At 39.9% G+C, this 18,779-nt stretch carries 15 protein-coding genes and 2 pseudogenes; 5 read left to right on the top strand and 12 right to left on the bottom strand.

Going from position 1 to position 18,779, the window contains the following annotated elements:
- Nucleotides 1-146 precede the first annotated feature (146 nt).
- From AN490_RS15555 to AN490_RS15535, 5 genes are all read right to left on the bottom strand, one after another.
- Entirely contained in the window at nt 147-1,013 is an 867-nt protein-coding gene (locus AN490_RS15555) for a hypothetical protein (RefSeq protein WP_300005129.1), read from the bottom strand.
- A gap of 25 nt (nt 1,014-1,038) precedes the next feature.
- Nucleotides 1,039-2,103, bottom strand: a complete 1,065-nt coding sequence (locus AN490_RS15550) for a hypothetical protein (protein WP_300005126.1) — start codon at nt 2,101-2,103, stop codon at nt 1,039-1,041.
- A 128-nt stretch (nt 2,104-2,231) separates the two neighbouring features.
- Complete coding sequence (locus tag AN490_RS15545) at nt 2,232-3,209, bottom strand: DnaJ C-terminal domain-containing protein (RefSeq protein ID WP_300005123.1); 978 nt, start codon at nt 3,207-3,209, stop codon at nt 2,232-2,234.
- Nucleotides 3,210-3,471: 262 nt separating this feature from the next.
- Complete coding sequence (locus tag AN490_RS15540; RefSeq protein ID WP_300005120.1) at nt 3,472-3,981, bottom strand: AAA family ATPase; 510 nt, start codon at nt 3,979-3,981, stop codon at nt 3,472-3,474.
- 107 nt (nt 3,982-4,088) lie between these two features.
- Complete coding sequence (locus AN490_RS15535; protein ID WP_271837552.1) at nt 4,089-5,378, bottom strand: glucose-1-phosphate adenylyltransferase; 1,290 nt, start codon at nt 5,376-5,378, stop codon at nt 4,089-4,091.
- Between the two features lie 239 nt (nt 5,379-5,617).
- On the opposite strand from AN490_RS15535, the gene AN490_RS15530 reads away from it, so the two are divergent.
- Entirely contained in the window at nt 5,618-6,940 is a 1,323-nt protein-coding gene (locus AN490_RS15530; protein WP_300005117.1) for a DNA methyltransferase, read from the top strand.
- Here AN490_RS15530 and AN490_RS15525 read toward each other — a convergent pair.
- Complete coding sequence (locus AN490_RS15525; RefSeq protein ID WP_300005114.1) at nt 6,937-7,638, bottom strand: type I restriction endonuclease; 702 nt, start codon at nt 7,636-7,638, stop codon at nt 6,937-6,939. The genes AN490_RS15530 and AN490_RS15525 overlap by 4 nt on opposite strands.
- Nucleotides 7,635-7,871 (bottom strand): helix-turn-helix transcriptional regulator, encoded by a 237-nt coding sequence (locus tag AN490_RS15520; protein WP_041457682.1) that lies wholly within the window; start codon nt 7,869-7,871, stop codon nt 7,635-7,637. Before AN490_RS15520 ends, AN490_RS15525 begins: the two co-directional genes overlap by 4 nt.
- A gap of 208 nt (nt 7,872-8,079) precedes the next feature.
- Between AN490_RS15520 and AN490_RS15515 the strand changes: the two are divergent.
- Nucleotides 8,080-8,241, top strand: a pseudogene (locus tag AN490_RS15515) (Uma2 family endonuclease); the annotation flags it as partial.
- Here AN490_RS15515 and AN490_RS15510 read toward each other — a convergent pair.
- Entirely contained in the window at nt 8,213-8,659 is a 447-nt protein-coding gene (locus AN490_RS15510) for a hypothetical protein (RefSeq protein WP_300005159.1), read from the bottom strand. The pseudogene AN490_RS15515 and the gene AN490_RS15510 overlap by 29 nt on opposite strands.
- A gap of 9 nt (nt 8,660-8,668) precedes the next feature.
- Here AN490_RS15510 and menC point away from each other — a divergent pair, with 9 nt between their 5' ends.
- Nucleotides 8,669-13,063 carry an o-succinylbenzoate synthase gene (gene menC, locus AN490_RS15505; RefSeq protein WP_300005109.1) on the top strand — a complete coding sequence of 1,465 codons (4,395 nt, stop codon included), beginning with the start codon at nt 8,669-8,671 and terminating at the stop codon, nt 13,061-13,063.
- An 82-nt stretch (nt 13,064-13,145) separates the two neighbouring features.
- Here the strand turns inward: menC and AN490_RS15500 are convergent, their stop codons facing one another.
- Complete coding sequence (locus AN490_RS15500; RefSeq protein WP_300005156.1) at nt 13,146-13,274, bottom strand: chemotaxis protein CheB; 129 nt, start codon at nt 13,272-13,274, stop codon at nt 13,146-13,148.
- Between the two features lie 138 nt (nt 13,275-13,412).
- On the opposite strand from AN490_RS15500, the gene AN490_RS15495 reads away from it, so the two are divergent.
- On the top strand, nt 13,413-14,069 hold the full coding sequence (locus tag AN490_RS15495; RefSeq protein ID WP_300005106.1) for a Uma2 family endonuclease: 657 nt from the start codon (nt 13,413-13,415) through the stop codon (nt 14,067-14,069).
- Between the two features lie 15 nt (nt 14,070-14,084).
- Here the strand turns inward: AN490_RS15495 and AN490_RS15490 are convergent, their stop codons facing one another.
- The 3 genes and pseudogenes from AN490_RS15490 to AN490_RS15480 all read right to left on the bottom strand — a co-directional run bounded on the left by AN490_RS15490 (nt 14,085) and on the right by AN490_RS15480 (nt 16,884).
- Nucleotides 14,085-14,501, bottom strand: a complete 417-nt coding sequence (locus AN490_RS15490) for a hypothetical protein (RefSeq protein ID WP_300005153.1) — start codon at nt 14,499-14,501, stop codon at nt 14,085-14,087.
- A gap of 88 nt (nt 14,502-14,589) precedes the next feature.
- Nucleotides 14,590-16,039, bottom strand: a pseudogene (locus AN490_RS15485) (reverse transcriptase domain-containing protein).
- Between the two features lie 536 nt (nt 16,040-16,575).
- Nucleotides 16,576-16,884: a hypothetical protein gene (locus AN490_RS15480; protein WP_300005103.1), complete on the bottom strand. Its 309-nt coding sequence runs from the start codon at nt 16,882-16,884 to the stop codon at nt 16,576-16,578.
- A gap of 989 nt (nt 16,885-17,873) precedes the next feature.
- On the opposite strand from AN490_RS15480, the gene AN490_RS15475 reads away from it, so the two are divergent.
- Complete coding sequence (locus AN490_RS15475) at nt 17,874-18,764, top strand: effector-associated domain EAD1-containing protein (RefSeq protein WP_300005100.1); 891 nt, start codon at nt 17,874-17,876, stop codon at nt 18,762-18,764.
- Nucleotides 18,765-18,779: the final 15 nt, after the last annotated feature.

The following is an 18,779-nucleotide window of genomic DNA, read 5'->3' as shown; positions in this document are numbered from 1 at the left end:
AATCCAGTTCCCTCCCCTTTACAAGGGGAGGGTTAGGGTGGGGTAAAAAATATTTGATACATCAACCATAACTTTTCAAACACCCTCTAAAGCCAAGTGGCTTCCGTGCCTTTCGTTCTATTTGGTGATACTTTTGTGATGGAGTCCTATTGAATTGACGTTCTTAATTCTTTGAGAACTTTAGCAATACCAACGAAATCGGTACCCTTATAAAGTTTCCTGAGATTTTCTGCCTCGCTGGTGAGAATAATGCCATTGTAGGCAACAATAGCATCGTTCAGCTTGTTGATATCTACATTTATTGCTGCACCAGATTGAGCAATAACAAGAATAGGTTTCAAAGCTTTATTACTAGCTACTAGCTGTCCTGGTGTTGCCTGAGCTAGAGGCAGATTTGATAAGGAAGCTTTAGTAGAACCAAACAACCCATCTAGGGCTGCGACTAATGCCTGTGCTTTTTGTGGGGAAATACCCGCAGTAGTTAAACTGTCTGTCAGGGCAACTGCTGCTGCTTGTGATCCAGCACCGCCTGTCAGCAGTGAAACAACGTTAGCACCACCACCGCCTGTTGTCCCACCGCCTGTTGTACTAAGAGTCTGAATAATAGCAGCAGCCGACTGATTCACAGCAACCTGAACTTGCGGTGGAAGAGTGATCACAACAGAGTTTCCCGTTGCACTGTTTGTCACAGTGACGCTACTTAAAGTTGATGCTACGGTCGCTGTTGAAGCTGGAATCGTTGTACTAATTGCCGATAGTTCACCTGTTGTGGAAACACCAGTAGTAATGCCGAAAGAAACACCTGGTACTATGGTAGAAGTGATAGTCTGTCCTGTTGGTGTTGATATTACTGGAGGATTGGAGACAGTGCTAGTTTCTGAAACCCCAGTAATAGCACCACTGTTAGAGCCGGCTGTACCACTGGTATTTTGGGCTTGGTTTGGTAATTGCCAAGCCAGTGCCAATAGAGGACTGAGACTGAGGGAAAAAAGGAAATTTCTGATTGTCAACATGATGATTACTTAAATATTGAGGTGTTTATTTAGGTAAAAAATTGAAACCATAACCTATGCTTAAGGCAAAAACTGTGCCACCAGTACTGTTACCTGTTAGATCAGCACCTTGGGCTGTAATTGTTAAGGGTAAAGTCGGTACAGGAATAAAGGAAGCCCCAATGTTCAAACCAACTCCACTCCAACCTAGACCCACACCTACTTGGGGATGAACTTGCACACCGACTCCAGTAAATACACCCGTACTGTCATCACCTTGGCGGAAGTCGCCGCCCCCAACCCCTAATGAGAAGGAGATAGGCATTTTATTAACAGGATCATTAGGCTTTAACAGGGAGTAAGTTGTTACCGCACCATAGGCGGTGGAAGGTCTAAGAGGTTCACGACTAGCTTTAGTCTTATACTGAGCAAAAGCTCTCCAGCCGGCAGCTACAGCAACTTGATTAGTTCCTTTGGCATAGACAATGCGGTGAGCTTTGAGGTCAAAACTGCCATTGCTACCAAATCTTTTGATACTACCGATGTTGTAGGCCAATTCCAGACCAACTGTTTTTTGGGAGTTACCTAAACCAACACCGAGTCCCATACTTCCGTCTATATCTCTTAGACGGTCACCTCTCGTACCAGCGGTTGCCCCTGTTGCTCCCATGAAAGCGTCACCCATGTTAGCTGCGAAGGCACTAGTACCGACAAAACTGAGTCCTGGTGCGTACGTTGGCTTAGGCTTGACGATTTTAGCCTTGATTAGGGGTTCAACTAATAACTCTTGACGGATTTTATTGAGATCATTGGTATCACTGTCGGCATTTTGGGCAATTAGTTGTTTTTGCCCAGGAGTAGATTCAACCTTAGGTTTTAAGTCTGCGGCTGTGAATACTCGTTTGGTATCGGCTAAAGAAGTGGTTGTTGTCGTTTGATCTGTAATTAATTCATTATTGAGATTTGCTGCTACCATGTCATCTGCCGCAGATGCGGAGTTAACTGAGATAGTTGTTCCCAGCAGTAAGCTTGGTAAGGTTAGCCATAAACTCAAGTAGACAAAATGTCTGAAATAATTGACTAGCCTAATAGAATGCTTTTTTATCTTCAAAATATTACTCCTCTAGAGGCGATTATTTAAGGCACAGGGATAGCATAAATCATAAAATGGTGAAAATCCTATAAGGAATAGAAAATAACATTTATAGATCGTTGTTTACGGAATACCCTCAATAATCTTTACAATTTAACTTGTGCTAAATGACTGCGGGGGTTATAGGTACGGATAGCTCGGATTTTTTCATAGTATTCCCGCTCTTGGGGTGTGAGGTCTTTTGGGGGAGCGATCGCTACTTTCACAAATTGATCACCACGTCCGCCTTTAGCTACAGGCCAACCCTTACCACGTAAGCGCAGAGATTGACCAGAACGGACTCCCGCAGGTAGCTTAACACTGACATGACCATCGGGTGTAGGCACATCTATTGCCGCGCCTAATGTGGCTTCATCAGGGGTAATTAATACTTCGCAAACCAGATTGTCCCCTTCTATTTGGAAAAAAGTATGGGGTTGTAATTCTACCTTTAAGTATAAATCTCCCCGTTGTTGACTCATGGGGTTAATTTGTCCTTTTCCTTTCACCCGTAGACGAGTCCCAGTTTTAGCGCCACCAGGAATACGCACATCAATAGTTTCGCTGCCTAAACTAAACCGTTTTTGAACACCGGAAAATGCTTCGGCAAAAGTTAAAATAATTACAGCTTCTGTATCTTGTGTACCACCAGCACCGCCATTTTGAAGACCAACATCGTTAAAACCGCCACCTGGTCTACCTGGAGAAGTTCGATAAGAGTAACTTTGTCGTCCGCTGCCAGGACCTGCACCACCAAATAATTCAGTTAAGAAGTCATTAAAACTGCCGTATTGACCAAAATCAACTCCGCCCATATCCCCAGGACCACCACCGGGAAAACCTTGACCAGCTTGTTTCCAATATTGACCAAATTGGTCGTATTTTTTGCGTTTATCTGGGTCTGATAATACTTCGTAGGCTTCATTAACTTCTTTAAACTTGGCTTCAGCCTGTTTGTTATTGGGGTTAACATCAGGATGAAATTTACGGGCTAGTTTGCGAAAAGCTTGTTTAATTTCTTCTGAAGTGGCAGTTTTACTAATTCCTAACATTGCATAATAGTCTTTAAAGTCGGTTGCAGCCATCTACTAGCCTCCTGGAGAAGTTTAGGTTATGTTTTTTTCTAAGATATGAAATTTACTATTAATCAACCTTTGTGGGGGCTGAGTTTTTTCTGTGGTCTGTCTCCTTTTATTTGGTCTAGTACAGCACGGCGCAAATAAATCAACCATTCTTAATCGCCAAAAAGCTTGCTGAATATTACTTTTGACTTCCGCCTTGCGGTACTAGTGCCAGGCAAAAGATTCTGATGTTAAACTATGTTAAACTAACAAACAATTGCCAAAATTAAGTGTGGTTCTTGCTGAATGTACTGGCGCAATTCCCGTACTCTTGCCATGATGAACAGAAAATAAGTTCATCTATTCCTTCTTCTTTACTGGGGGGAGCATCCCGGAGTTGACGGGACATTCGGAGAATTATCTCTTCAGGAACTTGGCGAATCCGGCTTTGATTCCTTGCTAAACATAGCCAAACAGGAGTTCTCACCCAAACCCCCATAATATAACTAAAGCCACAATTACGGGCTAGGGTAATCACTTCCCGGCGATTTTTCCTTTGGGCGTTGGTAGCATCGAAAATCACCCCTTTATCTGCGGTTATGGCTGTTTGCAATTGTCGTTCCAGTTCCCGCCAAATTAGCAGCCAAGGTCCTTGAATTGCTTCTGAACCAAAAAGCTGCCCCCGGATAGCATCTGTGGAAATTAGCTGCATCTGGGGGCATTCTGTCAATAATTGTTTTGCTAGGGTTGATTTACCGCTACCAGGAAGACCAATTAGCAAAATTAATTTAGTCATAGGGAATAGGGAATAGGGAATAGGGAATAGGGAACAGGGAACAGGGGACAAGAAAGATAAATCATCCAATTACCAATTACCAATTACCAATTACCAATCACTACTAACTAAATGATTGTACCATCAGGAATTACAGCATTTTTGAGAACAACAACAATGCCGCTACGGATGTAGAAGCCTTGCTTTTCTCGTTCTGCTTCTTGGATGTTGTCTTTATTGATAATTTTCACATTGTGACCAATGCGGGCATTTTTATCAATGATGGCACGGCGAATAATGGTGTCTGTACCAATACCGACGGGAATATCATTTTCCTCTAAACTGCATTGTCTTTCAACAGATGGTTGATAATAGTCAGCGCCCATGATCAGGGTTTCTTCAATTACAGATCCTGATTCTATGCGCGATCGCACTCCCAAAACTGAATGTTGAATGCGACAATCTTTCAAAATACAACCGTCACCAATCATAGATTCTGTGATTTGGCAATTCAGCAGTTTAGAAGGTGGTAAATAACGAGCGCGAGTATAGATTGGTGCTGCTTCATCGTAGAAGCTAAAGGGAGGAAGGGGTTGCTTCGTCAGGGCTAAATTAGCCTCATAAAAAGATTCAATTGTCCCAATATCTTCCCAGTAGTCATCAAATAAGAAGGCTTGAACGTTGTGATCTTTAGCAGCTTCGGGAATAATCTCTTTACCAAAATCAGTTTGTTCTAAAGATTGTTTCAACAACTTAATCAAAACATCTTTTTTAAAGACATAAATCCCCATGGAGGCGATATATGGCTGTAATGCGGCTTGTTCTTTTGTCAATCCCAATATGGTGGTATCAACACGCATTTGTGCTAAAGCTTCACCTTTGGGTTTTTCGCTAAAATCAATTACCCTACCCGATTCATTAATTTTCATCAAGCCAAAATCGGAGGCTCGACGATCATCCATGGGAATTACGGAAAGTGTAATATCAGCATTTGTATCTCTATGTCGCTGGATAAACTGCCGGTAATCCATGCGGTAAAGGTGATCACCGGAAAGAATCAGAAATTCTTCTACATCCCAATCTTGTAACATCCAGATGTACTGACGCACAGCATCAGCCGTACCTTGGAACCAGTTGGGGTTTTCTGGGGTTTGTTGTGCTGCTAACACTTCCACAAACCCATCACTAAACCCACTGAAGTTGTAAGCACGGGCGATGTGACGATTCAGAGAGGCTGAGTTAAATTGAGTCAGGACGTAGATTTTGAATATTTCGGAATTGATGCAGTTGCTAACAGGTATATCTATGAGACGATATTTCCCAGCCACTGGTACTGCTGGTTTGGCGCGGAGTTTAGTTAACGGATAAAGCCGGGTCCCCGCACCCCCACCCAGAATAATTGCTAAAACTTTTTTCACAAAATTTCTCCCAACTGCCTTTCACTCTCATCTACAGTTTAGGACTGTATGTAACAACTGATAAAGGGGGATCAAAGAATCTTAGGGATGAATTTTTGAGATGGTAGTAAATTAGCCAAAATAGAACTTATGTACTATAGTGGTGGGTGGCAGGAGAGTCTAAATTTATAGTTGAAGCAGTATTGCCAATATGAACATTTTGTGCTACTTTTAAGTAGCAATTTACTATTAAAGTTATCATGTTTCAACAACTATCACTATTTGAAGATAGAAATACTCATATTGCTAACTGTTTTTATAGAAGCATTGAGGAGTCTGGTTTTAACTATCAAGAAATTGATATAGGTGATATCACATTTAAAGCAGGACAAACAGAGTCAGTACATAGATGGTATCGGCTGACCCCTAGCTATTCGCCAAATTTAGTTCGCTTTTTTATTGATATATTTAAAATTAGTAAAGATGATTTTGTCGTTGATCCATTTAGTGGTAGAGGCACAACAGTTATTGAATGTCAGAAGCATGGAATTAAGGCTATGGGAATTGAGATTAATCCTCTACTTCAGCAAGTGGGAAATAAGTCGTTACTATGGAATATTGATAATACGCATTTAATTAATATTTATCTTGAAGAAATATTTGATACGATTAAAAAATATCAGACATTTTCACTAGAAGATGTTATTGAGATATTCAATACCAGAGTTCCAATTATTCATAATGTCTTTCGTTGGTGGAAAATTCATGTTTTAAAGAATTTGATTATTTGCCGTGAGATAATGAATCAGGAAAAATATAATCCTATTTCTGAATATATCTGGTTATCTTTGAATAAAGCGTGTTTAGATTGTGCAAATATTCATAGAAATCATCCAACTATTACATTTGATGATAATCATCAGAGGGAGATAGATGTTTATTTGGAAATTAGTACAAATCTCCAGAACATAAAGGAAGATTTGATCAAGCTCAATCAAAAGCAAATATTATTTTCAAATTTTAACTCCATTATAGTCGGTAATTCCACAAACAACTTACAAAATACGATTATTAATCGTTCTATAGATTTTGTAATTACTTCACCTCCCTATCCAAACCGTTATAGTTATATTCATCAAACCAGACCTCAATTGCATTTCTTAGAACTATTAGAAGATATTAGTGAAGCTACGGAAATAGATTTACAAGCAATAGGTGGAACATGGGGTAGAGCGACTTCAATTTTACAGAAGGATTTAATTATAGTTCCTGATGAGATTAAGCCATATTTTTCTTACTATGATGAGCTTAAAAATCAAAACATCTTGATGTGTAATTATGCTACTAAATACTTTATTGATTTGTGGAAACATATAAAATGTTTAAAACAGAGCGTATCCAGAAATTTTCAAGGTGTTTACGTTGTGGGTAATTCTAGGCTCTCAAATGTAGAGATATTTACAGAGGTGATTTTGGGTCAGCTTTTTCAACACGAGGGTTTTGAAGTTGAGAAAATAATTTCCTTTAGGAAAAGGGGTGGTAAAAAACGTTTGTATGAAACAGCAGTATGTATTAAAAATTAGAGAAAATATGAGAAAATATTATCTATCTCTTTTTTCAACAACTCTGAATTTCTCTGAAGGAAATTATAAAGGTCGAAACCAGTAATAGTATGAACTAAATCAAAACTGTTTCTTCCTTCATAGAGTTCCCAACTCTTTGATAATCTCAGTACAGGACCTTTTAAGGACGTATTGCAGAAAATTAGCATCACAGGCAGAATTTCGTAAGACTTCAAAGCCAAGGACATATCATAATCAGCCTGAATTCTTTTAGAATCACCAATTTGATAGCATGAACGGACTTCAAATCCTATTCCTTCATATTTAATCCAATCTGAGGGAATATTTTGATTGAACTTATCTTTTCTGATTAATCCATCAGTGGATCGAACCTGGTCACGTTTACCAATTTTAACATTGACACTAAAGTGTAGTTCATTCTCATTTAATCCAAAACTCTCTTTTAATAAATAGGCAAATAAATTCTCATACATATCACCAAGTTTGCGATGTAAGGAGGTTACAAGATTTCCTCCCACTCTGGCAATAATGTATCTTTCGTCGTCCAAACCTAAAGAGCCAAAAGCAGGATCATTAGCTATTAATTGCTGAAATTCCTCTTTGTTATTGACACCAGAATAGCTTTTATAAGGTTTAAATTTTGAAACTTTTCTAATATTTACTATAGCTATATTCAGTAAATCATCTTCATTTATCATTTTGTGTTTTCTCCATTTTCTATTGGATTATCAAACAAATCTTTAGCTGTAACTTGAAGAGCATCAGCTAAACGAAAAATATTCATTAAACTAATATTTCGTTCACCTCGCTCTACAGCACCAATATATGTACGATGTAAGTCAGATTTTTCAGCCAATTCATCTTGGGAAAGTTTTAAACTTTTTCTGAAATAGCGAACTCTGATCCCAAAAGCGTCCATTCTAGCATCCATATTTAAAAAATGTGTGCTTCAATAGAGTAAACATTTTACCTCATCAAAACCAAATTATTATATAATTTTATCTGACCTTGACTCTGGTTATAAAAAATTATGGCTTTCAATTTAGACCTGATTTAGCTCATTTTTTTTACCCAGAAATAGCGATCGCGAAAAACTGTATTTGGGGCTTGACAATTGATTTAATTCGTGAGGTTTGATCGTGGTTATTACTCAAACCAGTCCCCCCAATATTACTCAGGATATAACAACAACTCACTTCACTCCAGATGAGTATTGAGTGATGGAGGAAACCGCAGCCGAAAGACATGAATATTGTAACGGAGAAATTATCGCTATGGCTGGAGGTTCAGAAGTTCATAGCCTTTATAAAGGGGCGATCGCACTCCCGCCTTTGCTAAGGTTGTTTTACTCAGCAAATTGTAATGAATATCGGGGTGAACCGCGTGTTTTTCAGGAGATAAATGATCAAAGGGAAACAGGGTAATAATTTTCTCAAGGCGATCGCTCTGATTGAGGTGGTCGAGATAGACCGAGCGGGTCAGGACTTCAATATTTTCGTAGCGATAACCAAAGCAATCCCGCCAATAGTCGATCAAGATATTACGGGGCAGACGAGTGGTGATTCCCGTCAGATCATTGCCTAAAACCGCTAAATTTTTCCAGGGTTCCTTTTGGCAAATCTTGTCATAACTGACCTTATTGGCTTCATCACTACCGTCTTGGATAAAATATTTTTGGGTGTTGGGATAGTCTAAAATTAATTTTGCGTTATAGTCCAAACGACAGCCATGAAGATTGAACAGATCCGACTCTATCAAATCAAACAAAAGTTACCCACTTTATTCAAAACCAGTTATGGCGTAAACACCCACAAAAATTGTATTTTAATCTCTGTTCATACTCAAGGTTTAGTTGGTTGGGGGGAATGTGTCGCCTCTGAACATCCCTCATATTCTTATGAAACGGTGAAAACCGCAAGGCATATATTGGAGGATTTTTTAATTCCCATTACGATGCAATGTGATCTTGACACTGTTGATGATTTGCCAGATTTTAGCGCAATTCGCGGGCATTTAATCGCTAAGGCAGCCCTTGAAAATGCTTTGTGGGATTTGTTGGCTAAATCCCAGAATGTCTCCCTTTCTCAGATCATTGGTGGCGTGAAAACTAAAGTTGAGATCGGTTGTAGTATTGGTATCCAAAAAGATATACCAACCTTATTGGATAAAGTAGCCACAAGATTGGATGACGGATACAGACGGATCAAAATCAAGATCAAGCCTGGATGGGATATTGAGCCTGTGCGAGCTATTCGAGAGCATTATCCAGATATTCAATTAATGGTTGACGCTAATAGTGCTTATACCTTGGCAGACACCCCATTATTTCAAAAATTAGACTTATTTAACTTGCTAATGATCGAACAGCCATTAGCCCATGACGATATTATTGATCACGCCAAGTTACAAACAATCATCAATACGCCGATTTGTTTAGATGAAAGCCTTTATTCTGTCCAACAAGCACAACGAGCGATTGATTTGCAGGCTGGGCGCATTGTTAATATGAAAGTCGGCCGAGTCGGAGGATTTCGTCATGCACTGCAAATTCACGACATGATGCAGGCGGCGGGTTGGCAAATGTGGTGTGGAGGAATGTTTGAAACACCGATTGGGCGGGTTGTCAACCTACATTTGGCGGCTAAAGCCAATTTTACTCTAGCAAACGATATTAACGTTTATAGTTTGGGCAATTCATGGCTTAAAAATGGGACATTTGTGCGAAACAAACAAGATTCAACCGTAGCTGTGCCAACTGGTGCAGGCATAGGAGTCGATATTGATCAGGAAACCCTGGCTCAACATCAAATTTACCAAGTCAATTTTGAGCAAACTCACTACTTCTCTCATCAAAAAACCGTTGTTTCGACAACAAAAGACGAAGATAATAAGTCCCAACAACCAAATTATTTACCAAATCCGTCACAACCTCTGCCTTTTCGCTGGTTTGGTGCGATACATGAATCTTTTGAGCAACAAGTGGAAAGAGTACCAGAAAAGTCAGCCCTTGTTGGTCAAGATATTACCTTCAACTATCAACAATTAAATGAATTAAGTAATCAGATTGCCCATTACCTTCTGGAGTATCAATTAGAGGGAAAATTGGTAGCTATTTATGCGGCATTTTCACCGTTTTTGGTAGTTGCTTTGCTGGGAATCCTCAAAGCAGGTGCTTCTTTTATGGTCTTAAATAAAGACTATCCCGTGACGCAGCTATTGCGATATTGTCAATTAGCTGACCCAAAAGCGTTGATCTGTTTGGAAGTGGCTGGGGAGTTGCCAGAAGCTTTACAAGAGATTGCACCAAAAGTACAACTTCATTTACCAAAACAACTCCACCAAGCAAAGAAAATTTTAGGTCAGTATTCGATTACCAATCCCAATCGGATTATAACTCCTGAGCAATTGGCTTATATCGTGTTTACCTCTGGCTCTACAGGAATCCCTAATGGTGTTGTGGGTACTCATAGCCCCGTTACCCATTTCATTGAGTGGCAAATTCGCACATTTGGATTAAACGAAGAGGATCGTTTTAGCAATTTAGCCAGTATTGCCCATGATATTTTGTTACGCGATGTTTTCACCCCCTTGTCTTTAGGGGCAACCTTGTATGTGCCACCCTCGTTGGATGAATCCTCAATCAGTTTAGATTTGGGGGAATGGATGGGAGTCAATAAAATATCCGTTGCCCATCTCACACCCCCAAGAGGACAACTACTCACAATCACTAATCAGCCTTTACCTGATTTGCGCTATCTCTTTTTCGGTGGGGACAAATTACCAAACTCCTTAGTCAGTCAGTTGCAAAAATTGACGGTTAATTTGAGTTGTGTCAATTTCTATGGGACAACAGAAACACCTCAAGGGATGAGCTATTGCCGAGTGTCATCTGATAAAATGGCATCTGCGATCGCGCCTATTGGACAAGGTATAGACGATGTACAAATTTTATTATTAGATGACAATAACCAATTGGTTAGGATTGGTGAAAAAGGGGAAATAACCGTCCGTACCCCTTATCTTTGCCAAGGTTATTTAGATAATCCCGTTTTAACTCAGCAGCGTTTTATTACTAATCCTTACACAAAAAATCCAGGCGATCGCATTTACAAAACGGGTGATATTGGCCGATATTTGCCCAATGGAGATGTTGAAATTTTAGGAAGACGAGATAATCAAGTCAATGTGCGCGGGTTTCGCATTGAATTAGATGAACTTGAGGGAATTTTGTTAGAATACCCACTCGTTAAAGAAGCAGCAGTAAAATTGATTGAAGAGGGAGAAAAACAGTATTTAGTAGCCTATATTGTCGGTCAAAAAGGTCTAGATTTATCGCTTTTGCAAGTTTATATTAATGAACGTTTGGTAAATCGGGTAAAATTGAATATATTTGTTCGCTTAGAGGCTTTCCCGTTGACAGTAAACGGAAAAATAGACCGTCAATCTCTACCAAAACCGGACTTTTCTAAGCGAGAATATGTACCGCCGCAGACAGAGACGGAATCTTTATTAGTCAGTATATGGGAAGAGGTATTGCGGGAAAAAGTTGGGATTACAGATAATTTCTTTGAATTGGGCGGAGACTCTCTCATGGCGACTTATATTGTCGTTAAACTAGCAAAATTATCTGACACCCATCTATTACCGACGATACTATTTGATTATCCCACTATTGAGAGTTTAGCGACTCACATTGCTGCGTTACAAAACAACATTATTACCCATGCAAACAGCTATGTAACAACTTCAGTAACTTATGCCCCAGCAACGTATGTCCAAGAAAAGTTGATAAAATGGCTGGAGTCGGGGACAGCTACATTACCTTATCATTTGCCCTCTGTTTATCGGTTGCAAGGATCACTCAATGTAGAGGCATTACAACAGAGTTTCGCTTATTTAGTCCAACGGCATGAGGCACTCCGCACCAGACTTTTGTGGAAAGATGGTCAGTTGTTTCAATCTATCGCACCACAGATGTCAATTGATTTTCTGGTTAAGCAGTTGTCAGATCAACAAGCAATTGGAGATTATATCGATAGGTTTCTCTATCAACCCTTTGATCTTGCCCAAGAACCACCAGTAAAAGTCGCTTTACTACAAATAGCAACCGATGAACATCTTGTACTAATCATCTTTCATCATATTCTGGTAGATGGTCGAGCTAAACGTTTACTACTCAATGAATTGAGTATCTTGTATCGTGATCTTGTGTTGGGCAAAGAACCATCCCTTCCCCCTTTGTCAACTCAATATATTGATTATGCCTACTGGCAACGTCATCTCCCCACCACACTATTAGAACAACATCGCACTTATTGGTTGCCCCGTTTAGCTAATATCACCGATACCCCCGTCCTACTCCAAGATTATCCGACTCCAACGGTTCGTACCTTCAAAACTGAGCAGATTCGTCAAATTTTGCCACTGCCCTTGAGTGATGGCTTGAAGCAGTTGACTCAAAAAGAGCATACTACCTTATTTATGGGTTATCTTAGTTGCTTTTATCTGTTGTTATATCGCCATAGTGGTAATCGACAGTTAGCCGTTGTTACACCGAATACGGTTCGACCATCGGCTAATTTTAACGGCGTAGTTGGGAATTTCACCAATTACTTATTATTGCAAATTGAATTAGGAGAACAACCTACAACCTTTCGAGAGTTGTTACAAAAAGTGCGCTGCATAACCTCAGATGCTTATAAATATCAATATGTACCTTTTGAACAGTTAGCCCACGAAGCCCATCCCCATCGAGACTTTCTTTCTCATCCTCTTTCTCGGATTCAAATTAATATGATTACCTGGGAACAGCCTTTTGAACTCTATGAGATCAAATCGGAACGACACGCCCATGAAGAATCTGGCTACGCTTCGTCGCTGGTGGTCAACTTTTTTGATCTGTCTTTTGTAATTCGCACAAGACTATTGCCAGTTGCAGATGAATCTGAACCAAAAACTCACTACATGATACAGCTTAAATATCAATCGCAATTATTCAAAAGAGAGCGAATAAATCAGTTTTTAGCTGATTATCAAGATCTGCTCCAAGAAGTCGTTGCCAATCCTGACCAAAACATGGGACACAAGCCCCGTCCTAGAAGGACGGCTTTTCGTATTGATTAAGAATTTGAATAATCGCGCGAAGTTTCTCTGATTCTAGTTCGGGAAGTAGAGATTCTCCTGGCGTCGTCCCTTGACGCTGCATTTAGATGATTTCATAAATCGTCCGCGCCATTTCTGCCGGGGGTAGCACTTGATCTACAATACCTGTAGCGATCGCACTTTGGGGCATTCCATCAAATTCAGCAGTCCCCGGTGACTGGACATTTGAAATTTGTTATCATGAATTTGATAAGGAAGAACTATCTTAAAATAAATTATTTGCCTGTCTAGGATATCAAACAAGCGTTTTCTAAAATCTTGTCGAGCGCGAAAAACTGTATTTGGGGCTTGACATTCGTGAGGTTTGATCGTGGTTATTACTCAAACCAGTCCCCCCAATATTACTCAGGATATAACAACAACTCACTTCACTCCAGATGAGTATCGAGTGATGGAGGAAACCGCAGCCGAAAGACATGAATATTGTAACGGAGAAATTATCGCTATGGCTGGAGGTTCAGAAGTTCATAGTGCGATCGCTAGTAACCTCTTAGTCTATTTGGGGTTTTTGCTCAGAGATAGCAATTTTCGCTTATATAATAGCGATTTGCGCGTTTGGATTCCCGAATACAACTGTGGAACTTACACTGATCTAATGGTAGTAGATGGACAACCACAATTGAACGGTGAGCGCACCGATGAAATTCTCAATCCTCTGGTAATTGTAGAAGTTTTATCACCCTCTACTGAAGGTTATGATAGGGGTGATAAATTTAGAAAATATCGCTCCCTTCCTAGCTTTTGCGAATATCTGCTAGTTAGCCAAACTGAACCCTATATTGAGCATTATCACAAACTGGATGATAGTAGCGATAGCGTTCGCGGAGCGTCCCGGAGGGAACTAGCGCTGCTGCAAGCAGTTCGCTGGCAATGGCAAGTTTATGATCATCTTGAGCAGTCTATATTATTACATAGTTTAAACGTAGAAGTCCCTCTTGGTGAAGTTTATCGCCGCATTAATTTCTAAAAGCTGACTCACGATTTATATAGCGGTAATTTTTAAAGCTGGTTCGTTACAGTTAATTAAGCGTTCAACAAATTCTAATGCTTGAGCAATGTTAACCAAGCGAATGGCGTTGGCTAGTTGTAAGCTATTAGCAGCACTTTCTGAGACTAATTCTTTCACCATATCCCCATTGACTGTTTTACCCAAAGCATAGGTTTTGAGCTTTTCTAGTTCGGTGAATATCAGTCGTGTATTATTGCCTGTGTAATCAATCAATACTTTGTAAGCATCAGTAGTGAGTGTTACACCTACTTCGTCAGCTAATGTCCGAGCTTGCTGTATTAATGCTTGGGTTTGCCATTGGGGAATGAGAGGAAATTCTGTTACCTGTGCGTACTCCAGTAGGAGTTTGACGGATTTATTTCTCGCGTCAGGTTTGTGAGTGTTGGTGATCAGGTAGAGTCGAAGGCGGGTATTATCCCGCGCTCCTCTCTGTTAGATCCGGGCGTGCGACTTTCACCGCACCCGGCTCCCGATGTTCTTAGCTTTCGCTTTTGCTCATGTGTATGTAATCGTGGCAGCTTTCGTGAATTGCTAGAAGGTTTTTATATTTACCATTCTTATGGTTTCCGTCAACATGATGTAAATGTACCTTCTCATCACTGAGCATTTTTAACCCACAATGACCACATTTATGGTTTTGCCGTTTAAGGGCTTTAGAGGTATCGTTGTTATAGAGCTTGCTGTTACGCTCGCTCCAATAACTTAAATCTCCGTCATAGGGTGATTTCTCACCTTTAACATTGATGTGCTTGTTTTCGGAGTAAGGAACTGTTGGGAATGCTTTGTCTAGTAGTTTCTTGCTAGAGTAACGATTCTGTAACCTCTAACTACAGGGGCTAATTTCTCAGCCTTTGTGGTAGCACCATAATTCGAGTTGTTGACGATGTGTTTTACTTTCTTGCGAAAAGCCTTAAAGTTGTCCACTGATGGAACGCATCTAAACTTTCCGTTTTTCTGGACTTTAAAATGCCAGCCGAGGAAATCAAACCCATCTGTCGTGGCGGTTAACTTTGTCTTTTTCTCACTGACTTTCATTCCCCGCTCTGCTAGGAACTGACTGATTTTGTCAAGTATTTCTGTTGCATCGTCTTGGGGTCGGAGTATTATTACCATGTCATCCGCATAACGGATTGATGGTTCTTTTATTCGTCCCTTGGGGTCTTTGTATCTAAAAATACTTTCAATCCCATTTAAGGCGATGTTAGCTAGTAGTGGACTTACCACCCCGCCTTGAGGTGTTCCTTGTTCGGGAAACTCTGGATTAACTCCGGCTTTGAGACAGCGGAATATTCCCTGTCTTATGCTATAAGGAGCTATGAGTCTATCCATGATTGCGGTGTGGTTTATCCTATCGAAACATTTTTCGATATCGAGTTCTATAACTCGTTTATCTATTCCTTTTGCACTAGAGCTTAGGTTGATGAACAGGATTTTCTGTGCGTCATGCGCTGACCGTCCCGTTCTGAACCCGTAGCTCCTAGCATGGAAAGTTGCAACGCGCAAGCTGGTTCTAATGCGTATTTGACAAGACATTGATAAGCCCTGTCCGCAATAGTGGGGACTTTGAGAATTCGGGTTTTACCATCCTTTTTGGGGATGGGTATTTCGCGCAATCCCTGGTGTTTCCAGTCGTTGCATTCGGCTCTGAGCTTTTCGTTCAGTTGAAACCTTTGCTCGAATGTGAGTGCGGTTTTACCGTCAATTCCCGCTGTCTTTTTCCCAGCATTTAGCTGTGTTACTTGACGGATAGCCAGTAATCTCGCTGCGGTTGATTTCAGAATCAGCTTTTGTAGTGACTTAGCTTTGCGCTTGTCTCCAACAAGAACCGCTTTATACACGCGTCTTTGTAGGCGGAATAAGTTACGGCGGAATTTCTTCCAGGGTAATTTCTTCCAGGATTCACTAGAGTTGTCTCTGTGTCTAATCATGCTCTGCTCCAATCTGTGTATTCTGAACACCTCAGACCAGTTACGGTCTGTCCTACCCGAGTTGAGGGAGTTCCGCTGCTCGTCCAGCCTACTTAGGGTTCGACCGCCCTTAGACCCTCAACCCGTTTTTATTCGTTCCCTCGGTTAGATTATTAGTTCCGTTAGGTGTAGCCATTTCAACCACTGGATTCCCTAGACTCTTGCCGCTATTCTCTCCAAAATGCGGCGGGAATTAACTCCAGTTAAGTCAGGTTTTTTAAGTTGTGTCCTGCTCCAAATTAGGTTGCTTTTTGAGGCTCTGTTTCACCATAGGAACTCCCCATTAACGCCAAGTGTCACCCCACAACGGATGTCTGATTGCGTCCTGTTCCCAGCTTCGATCTCCCGAAACCGAGTCGGGTCATCGTGGGCAGATAGGGAGTCATACCTGAGTCTGGTAGATGGGACTTACACCCGTATCAGACCGAGAGTTCAACCTTTCTCTATTGCTAGATTGGGTTGGTTAGCTTATGTACGGACTGATTACCGTGATTCAGCTAACAACGAACCGCACGCAGGGTATTTGTTGAGGGAATTTTGGGGAGAATGGACTCCAAGAGCAACAAAATTTCTTTTGAACAAACTCCCAGTAATGTGCTGTTGGGCAAATGTACTAATCTTCCTCCACTCCCAACTGGTGGTGTCATGATATCGGATAATGCTTGAGGAATGGTTTCTTTAGATTCTGGGGGGTATTCTGTATAGTTGAAGTTTGACCATTGTTGATCTAGAGTGTGGGTTTTTAGTTGTTTGATGGTATGATTCAGAAAGAATTCGTCTTCACCAAAGTATAAGTATGTTGGCATGGTAGTACGGCAATACAATTGTCGTACATGAGCGTTAGCTCTAAACTTACTGTAATCTTGTCTGCTTCGGAAAGCAGTCATTTAACGTCTTGGCACTCTTTTTTCAACGTGGCTTTCAGGCTCTATCCCTTATGAAACAAGCTGTTTAACTACCTTTTCACGCGTTAAGGCGATTCAGAGTAATGCTGAAGTATTGAGACAGGTGCGTGATCGAATTTGAGGTATGCAGGCGTGGGGCTTAGAGGCGGGTCTTCATTACATATTGTGCTAAATTGCACTCATAAAAACGATGAAACCCTTATCCTGCAATAAACATTCGCATTATTTATTAACATTTTAGGTGTTTTTCATGCATTCTGGCTTTTTGCCTTTATTTTTGGACACATTTTTGATGTTTAATTGAAAATTTGGCATACAAGGTACTGAAGAACCAAAATAGCATATCTGTAGTATTAGTTGAGAATTTTTAAAATCTATATTGAGTTAGATAAATATTTTCTCTAAATCACTTAATTTTATAACTAACTGAATCAATCTCCTATTAATCTCTGTTCAATTAGTTTCATCACCTTCTGTCTGATTTTTTTATTTATCTCATATGAATGCAAAAACTTGCAATCTACCTTAAGAATGCTTGATCTTCGTTAATTATAAAATTAGATTGTTCGCTGGATATAACCCAAGCAAAGTAAAGTCCTGATGTCAGCACTAGCGATTAAGGGAAGCTAATATGAACCTTGTCAAAGAGAAAAAAGAAACCAAAACTCAAATAGAAAATAAAATTTTGATAGAACCAAAAGATGAATCATAACCTTTATCAAATTATTTATTAAATTTATTGGATACTTCGGTAGCTTTGTCTTATAATGAATTCTATTCGGTATTAAACTGTATCTTTAAGATACGAATTGATGAAGTAGTGAGCGCAATCGCTTGAAACCAGCCAAAACAATTTTCAATTTGTAGGGAAATATGAGGAATTAATAAATATGAGTTTATCGGGTCAACAAAATAAAGAATTACACAGTGCTTTAATTGATGCTTTTCCTAATACCGTAGCTTTAGAGCAAATGTTAAAATTTCAATTAGATAAAAATTTAAGAGAGATTGCTGGTGAAGGAACTTTAGGAGAGATTGTCTTTAAATTAATACAAAGAGCTGATGCTGAGGGATGGGTTGAAGATTTAGTTCGTGCTGCGTGTGATTTTAACCCTAAAAACCCAAAACTGATTACTATTATCGGACAAGTAGTTCCCCCAAAACCAACTCAGCATCAGAAAATTTTGATTCTAACAGCAATTCCTCATGGACTGCGTTTAGATAAAGAAATTCGAGAAATTGAGTCAGCTATACGACGAGCTACAAATCGGGATTTATTTGAAATTCGCGTAATTACTGCTGTACGTCCTCAAGATATCCGTCGTGCTATTGCCGAAGAACAGCCTCAAATTGTTCATTTTTGTGGACATGGTTTAGAAGATGGCAGCTTGGTGTTAGAGGATGATAGGGGAAACAATCAGCCAGTTGCACCGGAAGGTTTAGCATCTCTGTTTAGGTCGCACGCTGATTATGTTAGATGCGTACTGCTTAATGCTTGTTATTCAGAAAAACCTGCTGTGGCAATTAGCCAGTACATTGATTATGTGATTGGCATGAATAACCCAATTCAAGATAGTGCAGCTATTGAGTTTGCTAGAGGTTTTTATGATGGCTTGGGTTACAAAAATTCAGGCAACCAAGATGTGTTTCAGAGAGCCTTTGATGAAGGCATAGTTGCCATTAAAATGGAAAATATTTTACAAGGAGCGATACCAGTTTTAAAAAAAAAGAAAAAATACGATCCAGTTTTAAAAAAAAAGAAAAAATACGATCCAGTTTAAAAAAAAAAGAAAAAA

Source organism: Anabaena sp. AL09 (assembly GCF_001672255.1).
Taxonomy (GTDB): domain Bacteria; phylum Cyanobacteriota; class Cyanobacteriia; order Cyanobacteriales; family Nostocaceae; genus Dolichospermum; species Dolichospermum lemmermannii.
This window is presented reverse-complemented; position numbering and strand designations above follow the sequence as displayed.